Source organism: Bradyrhizobium sp. USDA 4354, from assembly GCF_054060315.1.
The window spans coordinates 62,258-77,127 of the sequence record NZ_JBSSDC010000001.1; the positions used below are offsets into that span (position 1 = coordinate 62,258).

Here is a 14,870-nt window from a genome sequence, read left to right on the forward strand (position 1 = left end):
TCGGGCCCCTCACCACTTTGGCGGAGCCGGCAACCATTCAAATGGTGTCATTCCGGGGCTCGCGAAGGGAGAACCCGGAATCTATCGGGCGGCAGAGGCGGAGGAGAAATGGATTCTCAGATGCGCAATTGCGCATCGTAGTTCGTGCTGCGCACGCTCCGGAATGACGCGTGTGGGCTACGCGACGATCTCGTTCAACACTGCCATGAGCGCCCCCGGCGCGGTCACGTTCGGCGCATGGCTGGCGTCGAGCTCGAAATAGCGCCAGCCCTCCTCGCTCCTCGTGCGCTGCGCAAACTGCCCGAACACATCGCCTGGCGGAATGCGCGTGCAGTAGATGTAGCTGCGCGGCACCGCCGGCTCGCCGTGTTCGAGCCTCAAGCGCGCCTCGAAGCACTTGATCGGCATTGGGACGCGGCGCGCGTTGAGCCAGTCGAGATCGGCCTGCGGCGTATCCGGTGGCGGCGGGTTCGGCGGGATGCGGTAGCCGTCGCCGGCAGCGGCCGCGTTGCGCATCGGCTCGCGCCCGCCCTCGTTGAGGTCGAACAGCGACTGGCTGTCACGCGGCACGAAGGCGTCGAGATAGATCAGTTGCGTCACGCGCTCGCGCGCGCGGTCGGCGACGCCGGTCGCGACCATGCCGCCATAGCTGTGGCCGAGCAGAACGATGTCGCTGAGGTCCTCGAAGGCGATGACGTTGAGGATGTCCTGGATATGGGTGGCGAGATCGATCGAGGGATTGGCCAGATGCGCTCGCTCGCCGAGCCCAGTGTAGGTCGGCGCCACCAAGCGGTGGCCGGCCTGTGCCATCAGCGGGTGCATCTTCTTCCAGGCCCATCCGCCGGACCAGGCGCCATGACAGAGCAGGAAGGTCTTCGCGCGGGCCATCGGCGTTTCCATCGTTCTTGCTTGCTTGATACGATGGAGTGTAGCGGCCGGCCGCGCGATGTAAACGCCGCTCAGGCCGCGCGCGTGTCCTTCACGAGCACCGGCGCAAGCTCGCCGGCCTCGCGCCGCAGCTTGCTCGCCTCGAAACCGTGCATGCCGAGCTGCCACTGCAACCCGACGATGGCGCCTTTGGTCGGTTGCAGCAGCGCGAGCGAGGCGAACAGCGTCACTGGCAGCCACAGCGCGAGCTGCAGCCACACCGCAGGCGCATAGGCGGTCTCGATCGCGAGGATCGCCGGCACCACGAGATGGCCGACCACGACCATCACGAGATAGGCGGGAAAGTCGTCGGCGCGCTGGTGAAACAGCTCCTCGCCGCAATGGTCGCAAGCGTTGGCCACTTTCAGGAAGCGGCCGAACATGTGCCCTTCCCCGCAATTGAGACATTTGCCGCTGAAGCCGCGCCACATCGCCTTTGCCAGAGAGACCGTCGCCATGACCACACCTCTTCCTTTTCAACGATCCATACAATAATGTCTTGCATCCATACATTCAAAGAATATGGCCTAAATTGCATGGCTTGGATCCCTACAATCTCGGAGCTATCAGGGCCGCGCTACCAGCGCATCGTCGAGGCCATGGAGGCCGATATCGCCGCCGGCCGGCTGGTGCGTGGCCAGCAACTGCCGACGCAGCGCGCGCTGGCCAGGGCACTCGGCATCGACCTCACCACGGTCACGCGCGCCTATACCGAGGCGCGGCGCCGCGGCATCATGGAGGCCCGCGTCGGACAAGGCTCGTTCGTGTCGGAGACAAGCGCGCGCCGCGCCGTCGACCTGCCCCATCCGGTCGCGATCGATCTTTCGATGAACGTGCCGCCGCATCCGCTGGAGGCGCAGCTCGACGAGCGCATCATCGCCGGAATGGAAGCTATCCGCGCACAATCGGGCCTGACGGCATATCTCAATTACCAGCCGCCCGGCGGCAGCGCGCATGAGCGCGAGGTCGCGGCGCGCTGGATGCGCGCACGCGTTCCGCATGCGCAGGCCGACAGGCTCGTGATCTTTCCGGGCGCACAGACGATCCTTTTCAACCTGCTGGCCCGTCTTGCGCGGCCCGGCGAAACCGTGCTGACCGAAGCCCTCACCTTCCCCGGCATCAAGGCCGCCGCGGCACGGCTCGGCGTCAAGTTCGTCGGCGTTGCCATGGACGATAGCGGCATCCTGCCCGATGCGCTGGCAAGGGCGTGTCGTCTGCACCGGCCCAAGGCCGTCTATCTGATTCCGACGCTGCACAATCCGACCACCGCAACGCTTTCCGCCGAGCGGCGCAGCGCCATCGCAAAGATCATCCGCGATGCCGACACGATCCTGATCGAGGACGACGCCTACGGGCTGCTCGACCGCTCGGCTTCGCCGATCGCCAATCTCATTCCGGAGCGGACTTATCTCGCGACCACGCTGTCAAAATGCATCGCGCCGGCGCTGCGCGTTGCCTACCTGGTGACGCCCGACAGCGGCGCGCAGCGAGACATGCGCACGTCCTTGCAGGCAACCGTGCAGATGCCGGCGCCACTGATGGTCGCGCTGGTGACGCATTGGATCGAAACCGGCATTGCCGATCGCATCATCAGCGCCATCCGAAACGAAGCGGTCGGCCGCCAGCAGCTCGCGCAACGCACGCTGAAGGGTTTTCAGTTTCTGGCGAAGCCGACTGCCCATCATCTCTGGCTGCGGCTGCCGGAGGGCCGGCCCGATATCGCGGCCCATCTCCTGCGGAACGGACTGGCGGTCGTCGCCGGCGAAGCCTTCACGGTCGATGGGGCACCGCCGCACGCGGCACGTGTTTCGCTGGGAGCGGCACGGAACAGATCGGAATTGTCGGAAGCGCTGCGTATCCTGGTCGGCGCACTGCAGAAGCCTGCCGACACCAGGCAGATCGTCTAGATCATCGACGATGGCGGCGATGGCCGGAGCGCACGACCGGTGCCGTCGGTGACGTATAGGCCTGCGATGCATACGCATCATCAGGCGTTGCCCGCTGACCGAGAGCCGCGCGCCCGGCAGGCGTGAGCTGGCCGCCATTCAGCACATCGCGGTCAGGATGGGCGGCCTGATAGGCCGCAGGCTCGGAGAACTGCGCCTGGGCCATTGTCGGCGTCAACGCCACGGCCAGCAGCGCGGCTGCAACGGCAATCTTGGTGCGGGTCATGGTCATTCTCCATCATCGCATTCAGGACTGACCGATCGAAGCGCATGATTGCGTCGGGCGGCCCCAGGGTGGAAGTACGGCGATCATGTAGGCGTGTCTTCCGCGAAAGCCCGAATGCCGCAGATCACGCTTGCGTGCGGCATGGATTGACCTGCAAGGCAGCAAGCATGTTATGCGAGCGATGGCGATCAACAGTTCGGGATCGCCCCTTGCGACAAGGATGATCTGTTGGAAACGCTCACCTACGTCCTGCTGCTGTTCGGCGCGCTGGCAGGCGGCTTCGTCTCGGGCCTTGCCGGATTCGGCACGGCGCTGATGGCGCTCGGCATCTGGCTCTACGTCCTGCCGCCCTCGCTCGCGGTCCCCCTTGTGCTGATCTGCTCGGTGATCGCGCAGACCTCGACGCTGCCCTCGATGTGGAAGAGCTTTGATCTGTCGCTGGTCTGGCCGTTCCTGGTCGGCGGACTGATCGGCGTCCCGCTCGGGACCATGATGGTCGCCTCCGCCGATCCAAAAGTGTTCAAGCTGAGCGTCGGCGTACTGATCCTGATCTTCTCGAGCGCGCTGTATCTCAACAAGAAGCCGCTCGCCTTCAAGCTCGGCGGCCGGATCGCCGACGGCGCGATCGGCTTTGCCGGCGGCATTCTTGGCGGCCTCGCCGGACTTTCGGGGCCGCTGCCGATCCTGTGGGCCAACATTCGCGGCTGGAACAAGCATGAGCGGCGCGGCATCTTCCAGCTATTCAATTTCACGGTGCTCGCGACCGCGCTGGTGCTGCAGACCGCATCGGGCCTCGTCGCCTTCAAGGTGGTCTGGCTCGCAGCTGTGGCCTTTCCCGGCACACTGATCGGTGCCTGGGCCGGCGCGCGCGTCTATCACGCGCTGAACGACAAGCAGTTCGGCGATGCCGTGCTCGGCCTCTTGTTCCTGTCGGGCCTCACGCTCGTCTGGAATAGCATTGGCGCGCATTAGCCCCACGGCGACGCCGATTGGCAGGAGCCGTGGGAAGGAAGTCACTGTCGCTACGCCGGCGCACGCGCGGGAGGCGTGACCGGCTCGGAGGCCACCTGCTCCGCGACCTTTTCCTTCGGTGGCAGTGTGAAGCGCTTCCTGAACTCGCGGCGCAGCAGCCACAGGCTCAAGCCCGCCTGCAATGTTGTCGTCGCGACCGACAAATACCAGACGTACTCCATGCGAAAGCCCGGCTGCGTCGAGAGCCAGATCGCCGGCAGCGAATAGGTGAACACGCGCGTCGCCGAGCTCAAGAGCACCGGCCCGGTGTTGCCGAGGGCCTGGAACATGCTCGAGCAGGTGAAGATCAGCCCCTGCGCGACCATGTTGAGCGATATGATCCGCAGGAACAGGTAGGCGATCTCCATGGCCTCGCGGTCGCTCGAGAATCCGGCGAGCAGCAGCTCCGGCTTCACTTGCGCAAGAATCATGAAGCCGGTCATCACGATCGTGACGATCAAAGCGGCCTTGACGAAGGTTTCCCGCACGCGCGCAGCGTTGGCTGCGCCGACGTTCTGGCCGGCGATCGGTCCGGCCGCCAGCCCGACCGCAAGCGCCGGCATGTTGATCAGGCCGAGCACCCGCTGTCCTATGCCGAATCCCGCCTGCGCTGCGGCGCCGAAATCGCGCAGCACGTAATAGACCACCGCCATGAAGATGAACATCATCGCGAACTCGCCGCCGGCCGGCAGGCCGACGTTGAGGATGCGCTTCAAGTGGTGCGGCTGCGGACGCCACTGCGCCGGATTGAAGACGACATAGCGCTCGACCTTGCGGAAATACGCCAGCAGCATCAGCGCGCCGATGGCGACCGCGATCGAGCTCGCCAGCCCCGCGCCGGCAACGCCGAGTGGACAGCCGGTGCCCCAGCCCGAGATCAGCACTGGCGCCAGTGCAATATTTATCGTGACCGCGAGCACCCGCACAAGCATCGCGGGGCGCACAATGCCGGTCGCACGCAGCGCGGATGCCAGCACTTGCATGGCGAATTCCAGCGCGAGCGCCGGCATGAACCACAACAGGTAAGTCGTCCCGGCCTCGATCGTGGCCTGGTCCGCAGCGATCGAACGCATATAGGGGCGCGACAGCACCGCGCCCATCGCCAGGGTCAACAGTCCAAACAGCACCGACAGCACGATCGCCTGGTTGAAGATCAGGTTGGCATCCGGCCGATCCTTGCGCCCCACGGCATGCGCGATCAGCGCCACCGTGCCGACGCCCAGCACCTGCATGAGCCCGTTGATGAGAAAGCCGGCGTTGCCGGCCGCGGCGACGCCGGCGACGCCGGCATCGCCCAGTCCCGACACGAAGTACAGATCGACCAACTGGCAGATCATGATCGTGATCATGCCGACCATGATTGGCGGTGCCATATGCAAGATGTGCATCGTGATGGAGCCGTTCGTCAGGTCTTTCATGTCATTCCATCCTTGACGGATTCCTTGGCGGCGTGACAGCGGGACGTTCGCCCCGCTGCCGCGCGCGTCATTCCGCTGCTGCGATATGCCCGAACTCCACCACCTGGCGCTCGAACAGGCCGCGATAGATGCCGCCGGGCTTTGCCGCCAGCACGGCGTGGGTGCCCTGCTCGACGATCTCGCCGCGGTCGAACACCAGGATCCGATCGAGGCTGCGCACCGTCGACAGCCGGTGCGCGATCACGATCGAGGTGCGCCCCTTCATCAGCCGCTCCATCGCCTGCTGGATCAGCGCCTCCGATTCCGAATCGAGGCTCGAGGTCGCCTCGTCCAGGATCAGCACCGGCGCGTCCGCCAGGAACGCGCGTGCCAGCGCCACGCGCTGCCGCTCGCCGCCCGACAGCTTGACGCCGCGCTCGCCGACGAGGGTGCCGTACCCCTTCGGCAGGCGCAGGATGAAGTCGTGCGCATTGGCGAGCCGCGCTGCCTGCTCGATCGCATCAAAGCTGGCGCCGGGCCGGCCATAGGCGATGTTCTCGGCAAGCGAGCGGTGAAACAGGATCGGCTCCTGCTGCACGATCGCGATCTGGCTGCGCAGCGATTGCTGCGTGGCGAGCGCGATGTCCTGCCCATCGATCAGCACGTGGCCGCCGGTGACGTCGTAGAGCCGCTGCACCAGCTTGACGAAAGTGGTCTTGCCGGAGCCGGAGCGGCCGACGAGGCCGACCCGCTCGCCGGCGCGGATCCTGACCGATAGTCCGTCGTACAGCGGCGCGCGATGACCGCCATAATGGAAGGTGACATCGTCGAACACGATCTCGCCGCCCTCGATTGCGATCGGCCGCGCGCCGGCCGCATCGGCGATGCCGATGGGCTCGGCATGGATCGCCACCAGCTCGTCCATGTCGTTGACCGAGCGCTGGAGGTTGTTGATGTGCATGCCGACGTCGCGCAAATAGGCGTGGATGATGTAGTAGCTGGTCAGCACATAGGTCACGTCGCCAGGCGAGGCGCGTCCAGACATCCACAACAGCACCGCGCCGCCAATCACTGACGTGCGGAGGCAGAGCAGCAGCGAGAGCTGCGCCATGGCCGTGTAGTTGTAGCGCAGCCAGGTCCGCCGCACCCGCACGCGCCATCGGTTGATGACGCGGGCGAGCCGCGTATCCTCGCGCGCTTCGGCGCCGAACGACTTCACCACCGCGTTGCACGTCAGGGCATCCGCAAGCGTGCCGCCAACCTTGGTGTCCCAGGCATTGGAGACTCGGGCGGCCGGCGCGATGTAGCGGGTCGAGAACACGACGGTGATGGTGACGTAGAAGAACGCGCCGACCGCGATCACCACGCCGAGCGAGGTCCAGTGCATTCCGATCAGGACCATCGAACCGATCAACACCAGCAGCGAGGGCGCCAATGCCATCAGGATGGTGTCGTTGAGCAGGTCGAGCGCCCACATGCCGCGCGTGATCTTGCGCACGGTGGAGCCCGCGAAGGAGTTTGCGTGCCAGTCGGTGGAGAAGCGCTGCACACGGATGAAGGCCTCCTGTGCGACGTCCGACATCGTCTTGAGCGTGAACGGCACGATCGCCTGCAGGCCGGCCAGCCGCAGCGCCACGGAGGCTGCGCCCAGCGCCACGATGGCGCCGAAGGCAACCAGGGCGGCATGCCGCGCATCCGGATCGGACGGGCCACGCGTCAGCGCATCGACCAGCCGGCCGGAGAAAACCGGCATGAACAGGTCGGCGACGGTGGCGCCCAGCAGGCCGCCAGCCACGATGAGCCCCCGCCCCGGCTGCTTCAGCCAGTGCCGGAACACGAAGGGCAGCACCACGCGTATCGCCGCAGGCTTTTTTGACAGTGCGGTCATGGCATCATCCGGCCGCTTCGCGCGGGCCGGCTCCATCGGTGGACGCAAGTCGGCCCGAAGGCCGCGCCGGCGTCACGTAAGACTGATTTTGACTTGGGAAGCGGAGCGATCGGGACGCTTGGTCGAAACCTTGGCCCAATCGAAGCTGGCGGAAGAGGCCTCTAACAGGCCGCGTACATACCGAACCAGGAGATCATCGAGCGCGGGCGTACGATCTGCGAATGCGACGAAATCATGCAAATCCCTCCCGGCTCGATTGAATGAGGTGCGCTTTATAGATGTGTCGCTCGTGAATTGCAACGGGGCCCGCGCGAGATCACGCACGAGTGTTGCAATTTGGTGCGCGATGCCTACTCCGCCGTCATTCCCCGCGAAAGCGGGGAATCCAGTACGCCGCGGCCCGTCTGCTCAATCACAACTGTCTCGGCGTACTGGATGGCCCGGTCGAGGCCAGGCGACGACACCAAGTATGTGGCTGGCCTAATGCGCGTCGCCACCGGCGCCGAACGGCGAAGCCGGCTTGTTCAGCAGCGCCACCAGCAGGCTGAGGCCGAGATAGAACAGCGCCAGCATGAGAAAGACGTCGCCGAAGCTCATCACCACGGCCTGGCGATGCACGATCTGGCTGAGCTGCTTCATCGCCATCAGCGCGGAATCGCCGAGCCCCTGGAACTTCTGCATGAACATGGTCAGGGTTTCGGTCGCGTTCGCGTTGCCCCAGGTCACGCGCTCCTGCAGGCGGGTGATGTGCAGGTCGGTGCGGTCGTTGAGCGCGGTGTTGATGACCGCAAGGCCGACCGCGCCGCCGAGATTGCGCATCAGGTTGAACAGGCCGCTCGCATTCTTCACCCGGTCTGGCGCCAGCGTGCCGAGCGCGATGTTGTTGGTCGGCACCATCGCGAACATCATGCCGATCCCGCGCAGGATCTGAGGCACCAGCAGCTCGTAGAAATCGTAGTCGCGGGTGATCCAGGTCATCTGGTAGGAGCCGATCGCGAACACGATGAGGCCGAACGCGATCATGTAGCGCATGTCGAGCTTGGCCATGAGCCGGCCGACCAGCGGCGCGACCAGGAACATGGTGATGCCGGAGACGAACATGGTCTCGCCGATCATCAGCGCGCTGTAGCCGCGCACTTCGGCGAGATAGCGCGGATAGATGTAGGTCAGGCCGTAGAGGCCGATGCCGATGCAGAATTGCAGCGTGCATCCGACGGCGAAATTACGATCGGAGAACGTGCGCAAATTGACGATCGGCTCGGCCGCCGTGAACACGCGCCAGAAGAAGGCGATCGCCGAGATCGCGCAGATCCAGGCGCAGATCGCGACCGACGTGTCCTGCATCCACCCATATTGCGGACCTTCCTCCAGCACATATTCCAGCGTGCCGAGGAAGCCGGCCATGAACAACAGGCCCCACCAGTCGAAGCGGTCGAGCAGCTCGAAATGCGGCTCGTCGAAATCGACCAGCGCCAGCACGCCCAGGGTGATGCCGATGCCGGGCACGACGTTGATGAAGAACAGCCAGTTCCACGACATCAGGTCGGTGATGTAGCCGCCGACCGTCGGCCCGATGGTCGGCGCCAGCGTCGCGACGAGGCCGATGATGGGACCGACGATGTGGAATTTCGTGCGCGGGAAGACGGTGTAGGCCGAGGCGAACACCGTCGGGATCATGCCGGCGCCGAGAAAGCCCTGCAGCGCGCGCCAAAGGATCATCTCCTCGATCGTCGTGGCGAAGCCGCAGAGCAGGCTCGAGAAGGTGAAGCCCGCCGCCGAGATCGCGAACAACAGCCGCGTGCCGAAGGCGCGCGACAGGAATCCCGAGAGCGGAATCGCGATCACCTCGGCGATCAGGTAGGCGGTCTGAACCCAGGAGACTTCGCTGGAGCTGGCCGACAGCCCGGCCTGGATTTCGCTCAAGGAGGCCGAGACGATCTGGATGTCCAGGATCGACATGAACATCCCGAACACCATGATGATGAACGCGAACAGCCGCTTCGGCGCGATGCGCTCCGAAGCAGGATCCGCCATCATGGCAGGGGAAGCGGTGGTGGCGTTGGCCATGGGCCGATCTCGCAGCGCTCAGCTTCCGGCTACTGCGGGTGAACCGCGGTGGGATCGTCGAGATCGACCTCGCTGTCGGCGTCGGCGGCGCCCTTGTTGGTGTCGACGGTCGCGTAGACCGACATGCCGGCGCGGAGCAGGTTCTGCCTCGCCACCGATTTGGGCACGCGGATGCGGACCGGCACGCGCTGCACGATCTTGGTGAAGTTGCCCGTGGCGTTATCCGGCGGCAGCAGCGTGAACACCGAGCCCGCGCCCGCCGCGATGCTGTCGACCACGCCGGAGAACTTGCGCATGCCGTAGGCATCGACCTTGATCGTCACCGGCTGGCCGGGACGGATGCGCTTGAGCTGCGTCTCCTTGAAGTTCGCGTCGATATAGACGTCGTCCAGCGGCACGATGTTGCCGAGGCGCTGGCCGACCGCGACGAAGTCGCCGGTGTTCACCAGCCGATTGGAGAACGTGCCGTTCACGGGCGCGCGCACCGCGGTGAAGCCGAGGTCGCGCTCGGCCTTGGCGAGCGAGGTCTTGAGCTCGGCGAGCTGCGCCTGTGCTTCGGCCTGCTGCGCCCTTGCGACATCGACATTGCTGACGGCAACGTCGTAGGCGGCCTGCGCGGCCTTGACCGCGGCGGCGCCCTGATCGCGTCCGGCTTCCGAGCTCTCGAAGGTGGCGCGCGAGGCAAAGCCTTTGCTGCTCAGCGCCTGCTGGCGCTCATAGTCGAGGTCGGCGCGCTTGAGGCCCGCTTCGGCGGAGACGAGCTGCGCCTTGGCCTGCGCGACCTGGCTGTCGAGCGCCGCGACCTGGCGGCCGATGCGATCGATGGTGGCCTGCTGGGTCGCGATCTTGGTCGCGGCGGCTTCGACCGCGATCCTGTAGTCGCCGTCGTCGATGCGGAAGACGATGTCGCCGGCACGCACCGGCGTGTTGTCGCCGGCAAGGATCGAGGAGATGTGGCCGGCAACGCGCGCGCCGAGCATGGTGTTGTTGGCGCGGACATAGGCATCGTCCGTGGAGATGTAGAAGCGGCCGACCAGCGTGTAATAGCCGGCATAGCCCGCAACAGCGAGTGCGAGGACGAGGCCGACGCCCATCAGGACGACTTTGCGCTTGCCGGACTTGGGCGCAGCGGCGGCGGGCGCGCCCGGCGCTTGTGTGCCGGGCTTGTCGGTCACCGGCTTCTCTGGCGCTTCGCGGGTCGGACGTCTCGTTTCCTCGGCCACATGAGCGCGCAACTGCTCGGCAGGGGGGACCGATGTCTCGGACGCAGCATCACTGCCCCGCCTGGTCCACCGCTTCCTGGCGAAGGACGCGAGCCGTGTGGTCTCTCGATACGGCCATACAGGCCTCCCCAAAAGCGCGATCGAGGGCGGCCGCTGCAGCAGCCGGTTTCCTCTCGCTGACCTCAAATATCATTGACCGAACGGTTCGGTCAATATAGACAATGCACCCGGAAGGATCGTACTGCCGCGAATCCTTTTTTCGAGTTTCGTGACCCTGATCCGTCCAAAAACCTTTCGAGACACTAAACCAATGGTTGTAGCTGCCAACGAACATCTGCACGTCGTCCAGGAGGAGGACAGCTCCAAGCGCCGCCAGATCCTCGAAGGTGCCCGCGAGGTGTTCATGGCTCTGGGTTTCGATGGCGCCAGCATGGGCGAGATCGCGCGCGCCGCGCAGGTCTCCAAGGGCACGCTCTACGTCTACTTCGCCGACAAATGCGCGCTGTTCGAAGCCATCCTCGAACAGGAGGCGCTCCAGCACGGCCAGGTCGTGTTCAATTTCGATCCCGCCCGCGATGCCGAGACCACGCTGAAGGAGTTCGGCCTCGCCTACCTGCACCTGATCTGCCGGCCCGGTGGTGGATCGGCGATCCGCACCGTGATGGCGATCGCCGAACGCATGCCGGATGTCGGCCGCCGTTACTATGCGCGCGTGCTGGACAAGAGCATCAACCGCCTCTCCGGATATCTTAAGGCCCGTGTCGCCTCGGGCGATCTTGAGATCGACGATTGCGATCTTGCCGCCTCGCAGTTCATGGAACTGGCCAAGGCTTCACTCTTCCTGCCCTTCGTGTTCCAGGCCGCGCCGGCACCGTCGGAAGAGCGCATGGCCGAGGTGGTCGACAGCGCAACGCGGATGTTCCTGGCGGCCTACAAGACGAAGTAGCAGCGCGTTGCGCCTGCGGGGCGGGCGGCACTATATTGCGGCCATGTCTCGTGATCTTCGCCCGCCGGTCGATATCCTCCACTACGAGATCGTCCAGGAACAGGCCTCGGCGCTTGGACGGATGGGCCGCGCACTCGAACAGGCGCTGGCGCGTTTGCGTGAGTTCGACGCAGCCCACGCAGCCTCGGAGGTGCCGACCTCGATGCAACCGGCCAGACGCAAGCTGGTGACGGAAGCCGGCTACGCGCTTTGGATGTTCGTGGTCCAGCGTGAGGCGTCCGGCCTGCGCGACAGCCGCCATATCATGCGCACCTACAACGTCCCGGGTGAGGTGCAGCGCTGCATGGGACTGGCCCCCGCATCGTCGAAGCCGACGTAGATCGTAGCCCGCATGAGCGCAGCGATATGCGGGGACACTTTCCCGGATTGCGCGGAGCCTGTCATCGGGCGGCGCTTCGCGCCGACCCGTTGGCTCGATCCGGGCTGCAGGCAAAGGCTCGCCTAATCGTCGGCGTATTCGTCTTCGTCCCGCTTGCGCCCTGTGCTCTTGCGCGCACCGAGCGAACCGGTCACCGACGGTTCGCGCGCGCTCGCATAGGGTCTGCGCGATTGCGCACGGGCGGCAACCTCATCGCCGGACACCGCGGCGGGCTGGCAGATCAGGCGGCGGCTGGCGCGGCGCATCAGATCGACGTGAATGTGATCGTAGTGGTAGACGTTCGAGCCCGGCGCGAGCACGGTCGTGAAATGTGCACAGGCGCCCGACTGCACGTCGCGCAAAAATCCCTGCTCTTCCGGCATGCCGCGCCAGCCGTCCTTGATCGTGACGCGGCGGCCGTCGGCGAGCACGAAGGCGGAAATGTCGAGCGCATTGCCGAAGGCGTGCTCGGAGATGTGGGAGTGCGGATTGCCGTTCATGCCGCGGCAGGAATAGGCGGAGATCTGCTTGATCTCGGCGACGCGGACGCCGAACCAGCGCATCGCCGAGGGCTGCACGGTGTCGGCGAGCCAGCGGTCGAGCTCGGAGACGATCGGACAGGCGAGCGTCGCGGTCGGCTTGATCGCAACCGGACCGACGGCCGTGACGGGACTGCCCTGCGCCGGGCCAAGACGCGGCAGCGGCTGCTGCGCCGGCGCCTGCGAGTAAGGTGCGGGCCGCGCCGGATAGCTCGGCGCATTCATGTAGCGCGCCGCGCCCGCGGCATCGGTGCCCTCGGGCGGCAGGTCGATCTCGTCTTCCTGCGGCGCGACGCCGGGCGCGTTCAGCGACATCGGCCCGGTTGAAGTGCCATAGCCGGAGGGCTGGCGCACCGCGCTGTCGGGATAGTTCGAGCGTTGCGGATAGGACGATGCCGGATAATTCTGGCTCTGCGGATAATTCGATCGCGGCTGCGTCACCGGCCAGCGCGGCTGGCCGCCGATGCTGCCCGGCGGGCGCAGCTCCTCGTCGGCAAAGCCATAGCTGCTGGAGGCTTCGCCGATGGCGGCGACTTTGAGCGGAAACTCGGCGCCGCAGCTGCCGGGCCCGGAAATCGGGTCGATGCGGACGATGTCCGCACTTTCCTTCACCGCGCCCGATTTCAGGCATGCAGCTTCCGCCTCGGCCCGCCACGGTTCACGTTCGGCCTGAAAGAAGCCGCGACCGCAACCCGCTAGCGAGACAAGGACGATGGAGCCGACGAGATACAAACGAACTCCGCGCGTCATGCACGCACGTTCGGTGAATTTACTTAAAGACTCTTCAACGTGTTGACTTCAGCCTTCCTTAACCATGACGGCCCGCGCTTGCTCGGACGCTGCCGCCGATGAGCGACAGCAAGGCTGACTTTTTCGCGAGGAGACTCTCTGTTAACCATGACGGTCGCGGCAAAGCGCGCGACCAGCGGGAGCGACCTCATGACGTTCGCCGGCAGACTGAGCGTTATCACCGCCTACCTCGCCATGGCCTTCGTCGGCGCCATCGTGCTCGGCATGATCTAGAGGCTCAAAGTACACGGTGACCCTCTTCCCTTCTCCCCTTGTGGGAGAAGGTGGCGCGCTTTGGAGCGCAATTGCGCTCCTGAGCGCGACGGATGAGGGGTTCTACCCTCGCGCGCCGCCCTCGTGGAGACAAACCCCTCATCCCGATGAGCCCGTGTCGACCAGCGGAGCTGCCCTCTCCCACAAGGGGCGAGGGCACAACAATGCGCATCGCAAGGAGCTACGACCTTGCGCCCGACTGCCGCGATGAGGTGATCATCTTCTCCCGCGGCGCCTCGACACGCGTCCAGTCGTTGCCGGAGCACCAGAAGTGGCCGAGCGCACAGGCTTCCACGTGCAGCCTGCCGGAGCTCTTCAGCGTCATCGTCGCGTAATAGGTGTTGCCGCTGGAGCGGCTGTAGATGCTGCCGGTCCAGACATCATGCTTTTTCGGCTTCATGTTGACGAGCACGCTCTCGCCCCTGCTCGATGCTTCAGTGAGCGCGTAACCGCACAGTGCAGGTCCGCAGCGCTCGATGCGGACCGCGCCCTTGGCACCTAGGCTCTCCCATTCGCCGAGCGGGTTATAGCCCTCATCGTCGCCAGGCTGTGCACCCGTTGCGGTCTGCTCGATTCCGGGCCTCGGGACGACGACCGGCGGCTCGATGCGCGGCGGATCGAGCGCGACGGTCTTCGGCTGATCGATGCGTTGCAGATCAACACGCGGCGGATTTGCGCTCAGCGTCTCCAATCCTGACGTCTCCGATCTTGGCGCCGGCGGCGGCACAATGGGCTGCGACGTCGTCGCGGCAAGGACAGGAGGCGCCGGTGGCGGCACGACCACAGTCGCTTGTGGCGGCCGAACTGGAACTGCCGGACAAGCCGGCTGCGGCGCCTGGACGACCGGCGCGGGCGCCGGCGCCAAGGCCGGTGCTGTGCCGACATCTTCCGTCGGCCGGAGGCTGCGATTGGAGGACACCGTGACACAGGAAGCGGATCGGCAATTGCGCGGTGCCTCGACATGGAGCCGATGGCCGCCAATCGAGAAGGAGTAGGAGCCAGCCTGCGCTGCGGGCGCGATCGCCATCAGTGCGATCAATATGCCAAGCCAGATCGCAAGCCGCTGCATCGGCGTCTCCCTTCAGAGTCGCGACGAATTTACCCAGAGCAACTGCAGCTGAATGTGCGCTGCATCACCCAGGCGGCGCGCGTTCGTTGTGACGCCCATCACAGAACGCCTGACCATCCCGGCGTAGGGTCGAACCACGCTTCATCCACCA

At 65.5% G+C, this 14,870-nt stretch carries 13 protein-coding genes and 1 pseudogene; 5 read left to right on the forward strand and 9 right to left on the reverse strand.

Translation table 11 applies throughout. From position 1 onward, the window contains the following. Positions 1–177: 177 nt before the first annotated feature. Positions 178–900, reverse strand: a complete 723-nt coding sequence (locus tag ACVIIV_RS00290) for an alpha/beta fold hydrolase (protein WP_456742375.1) — start codon at positions 898–900, stop codon at positions 178–180. A gap of 59 nt (positions 901–959) precedes the next feature. Then, positions 960–1,385, reverse strand: a complete 426-nt coding sequence (locus ACVIIV_RS00295) for a DUF983 domain-containing protein (RefSeq protein WP_456742376.1) — start codon at positions 1,383–1,385, stop codon at positions 960–962. A 78-nt stretch (positions 1,386–1,463) separates the two neighbouring features. Between ACVIIV_RS00295 and ACVIIV_RS00300 the strand changes: the two genes are divergently transcribed. Then, positions 1,464–2,834, forward strand: a complete 1,371-nt coding sequence (locus tag ACVIIV_RS00300) for an aminotransferase-like domain-containing protein (protein ID WP_456742377.1) — start codon at positions 1,464–1,466, stop codon at positions 2,832–2,834. Position 2,835: 1 nt separating this feature from the next. Here ACVIIV_RS00300 and ACVIIV_RS00305 read toward each other — a convergent pair whose 3' ends face one another. Then, a complete protein-coding gene (locus tag ACVIIV_RS00305) occupies positions 2,836–3,099 on the reverse strand; it encodes a hypothetical protein (RefSeq protein ID WP_456742378.1) in 264 nt (87 codons plus the stop codon). Positions 3,100–3,327: 228 nt separating this feature from the next. Here ACVIIV_RS00305 and ACVIIV_RS00310 point away from each other — a divergent pair, with 228 nt between their 5' ends. Beyond that, the gene (locus tag ACVIIV_RS00310; RefSeq protein WP_456742379.1) at positions 3,328–4,071 is read left to right on the forward strand and encodes a sulfite exporter TauE/SafE family protein; all 744 of its coding nucleotides are present in this window, start codon (positions 3,328–3,330) and stop codon (positions 4,069–4,071) included. Positions 4,072–4,121: 50 nt separating this feature from the next. Here ACVIIV_RS00310 and ACVIIV_RS00315 read toward each other — a convergent pair whose 3' ends face one another. The 4 genes and pseudogenes from ACVIIV_RS00315 to ACVIIV_RS00330 all read right to left on the reverse strand — a co-directional run bounded on the left by ACVIIV_RS00315 (position 4,122) and on the right by ACVIIV_RS00330 (position 10,803). After that, positions 4,122–5,528 carry an MATE family efflux transporter gene (locus tag ACVIIV_RS00315; protein ID WP_456742380.1) on the reverse strand — a complete coding sequence of 469 codons (1,407 nt, stop codon included), beginning with the start codon at positions 5,526–5,528 and terminating at the stop codon, positions 4,122–4,124. Between the two features lie 67 nt (positions 5,529–5,595). Beyond that, on the reverse strand, positions 5,596–7,395 hold the full coding sequence (locus ACVIIV_RS00320) for an ABC transporter ATP-binding protein (protein ID WP_456742381.1): 1,800 nt from the start codon (positions 7,393–7,395) through the stop codon (positions 5,596–5,598). Between the two features lie 480 nt (positions 7,396–7,875). Continuing rightward, the gene (locus ACVIIV_RS00325; protein WP_456742382.1) at positions 7,876–9,462 is read right to left on the reverse strand and encodes a DHA2 family efflux MFS transporter permease subunit; all 1,587 of its coding nucleotides are present in this window, start codon (positions 9,460–9,462) and stop codon (positions 7,876–7,878) included. Positions 9,463–9,491: 29 nt separating this feature from the next. Then, a pseudogene (locus tag ACVIIV_RS00330) lies at positions 9,492–10,803 on the reverse strand (HlyD family efflux transporter periplasmic adaptor subunit). A gap of 192 nt (positions 10,804–10,995) precedes the next feature. On the opposite strand from ACVIIV_RS00330, the gene ACVIIV_RS00335 reads away from it, so the two are divergent. Further along, on the forward strand, positions 10,996–11,631 hold the full coding sequence (locus ACVIIV_RS00335) for a TetR/AcrR family transcriptional regulator (RefSeq protein WP_456742383.1): 636 nt from the start codon (positions 10,996–10,998) through the stop codon (positions 11,629–11,631). 43 nt (positions 11,632–11,674) lie between these two features. After that, positions 11,675–12,010 (forward strand): DUF6665 family protein, encoded by a 336-nt coding sequence (locus tag ACVIIV_RS00340; RefSeq protein ID WP_456742384.1) that lies wholly within the window; start codon positions 11,675–11,677, stop codon positions 12,008–12,010. 122 nt (positions 12,011–12,132) lie between these two features. On the opposite strand, the gene ACVIIV_RS00345 is transcribed toward ACVIIV_RS00340, so the two are convergent. Next, positions 12,133–13,338: an extensin family protein gene (locus ACVIIV_RS00345; RefSeq protein ID WP_456742385.1), complete on the reverse strand. Its 1,206-nt coding sequence runs from the start codon at positions 13,336–13,338 to the stop codon at positions 12,133–12,135. Positions 13,339–13,485: 147 nt separating this feature from the next. On the opposite strand from ACVIIV_RS00345, the gene ACVIIV_RS00350 reads away from it, so the two are divergent. Beyond that, positions 13,486–13,611, forward strand: a complete 126-nt coding sequence (locus tag ACVIIV_RS00350; protein WP_456742386.1) for a hypothetical protein — start codon at positions 13,486–13,488, stop codon at positions 13,609–13,611. Positions 13,612–13,831: 220 nt separating this feature from the next. Here the strand turns inward: ACVIIV_RS00350 and ACVIIV_RS00355 are convergent, their stop codons facing one another. Then, positions 13,832–14,719 (reverse strand): DUF2147 domain-containing protein, encoded by an 888-nt coding sequence (locus ACVIIV_RS00355; protein WP_456742387.1) that lies wholly within the window; start codon positions 14,717–14,719, stop codon positions 13,832–13,834. Positions 14,720–14,870: the final 151 nt, after the last annotated feature.

Bases quoted from the DNA above. Each gene is read 5' to 3' on its own strand.
- ACVIIV_RS00290 (WP_456742375.1), bottom strand. From the start codon at position 900: ATGGAAACGCCGATGGCCCGCGCGAAGACCTTCCTGCTCTGTCATGGC.
- ACVIIV_RS00295 (WP_456742376.1), bottom strand. From the start codon at position 1,385: ATGGCGACGGTCTCTCTGGCAAAGGCGATGTGGCGCGGCTTCAGCGGC.
- ACVIIV_RS00300 (WP_456742377.1), top strand. From the start codon at position 1,464: ATGGCTTGGATCCCTACAATCTCGGAGCTATCAGGGCCGCGCTACCAG.
- ACVIIV_RS00305 (WP_456742378.1), bottom strand. From the start codon at position 3,099: ATGACCCGCACCAAGATTGCCGTTGCAGCCGCGCTGCTGGCCGTGGCG.
- ACVIIV_RS00315 (WP_456742380.1), bottom strand. From the start codon at position 5,528: ATGAAAGACCTGACGAACGGCTCCATCACGATGCACATCTTGCATATG.
- ACVIIV_RS00320 (WP_456742381.1), bottom strand. From the start codon at position 7,395: ATGACCGCACTGTCAAAAAAGCCTGCGGCGATACGCGTGGTGCTGCCC.
- ACVIIV_RS00325 (WP_456742382.1), bottom strand. From the start codon at position 9,462: ATGGCCAACGCCACCACCGCTTCCCCTGCCATGATGGCGGATCCTGCT.
- ACVIIV_RS00335 (WP_456742383.1), top strand. From the start codon at position 10,996: ATGGTTGTAGCTGCCAACGAACATCTGCACGTCGTCCAGGAGGAGGAC.
- ACVIIV_RS00340 (WP_456742384.1), top strand. From the start codon at position 11,675: ATGTCTCGTGATCTTCGCCCGCCGGTCGATATCCTCCACTACGAGATC.
- ACVIIV_RS00345 (WP_456742385.1), bottom strand. From the start codon at position 13,338: ATGACGCGCGGAGTTCGTTTGTATCTCGTCGGCTCCATCGTCCTTGTC.
- ACVIIV_RS00350 (WP_456742386.1), top strand. From the start codon at position 13,486: ATGACGGTCGCGGCAAAGCGCGCGACCAGCGGGAGCGACCTCATGACG.
- ACVIIV_RS00355 (WP_456742387.1), bottom strand. From the start codon at position 14,719: ATGCAGCGGCTTGCGATCTGGCTTGGCATATTGATCGCACTGATGGCG.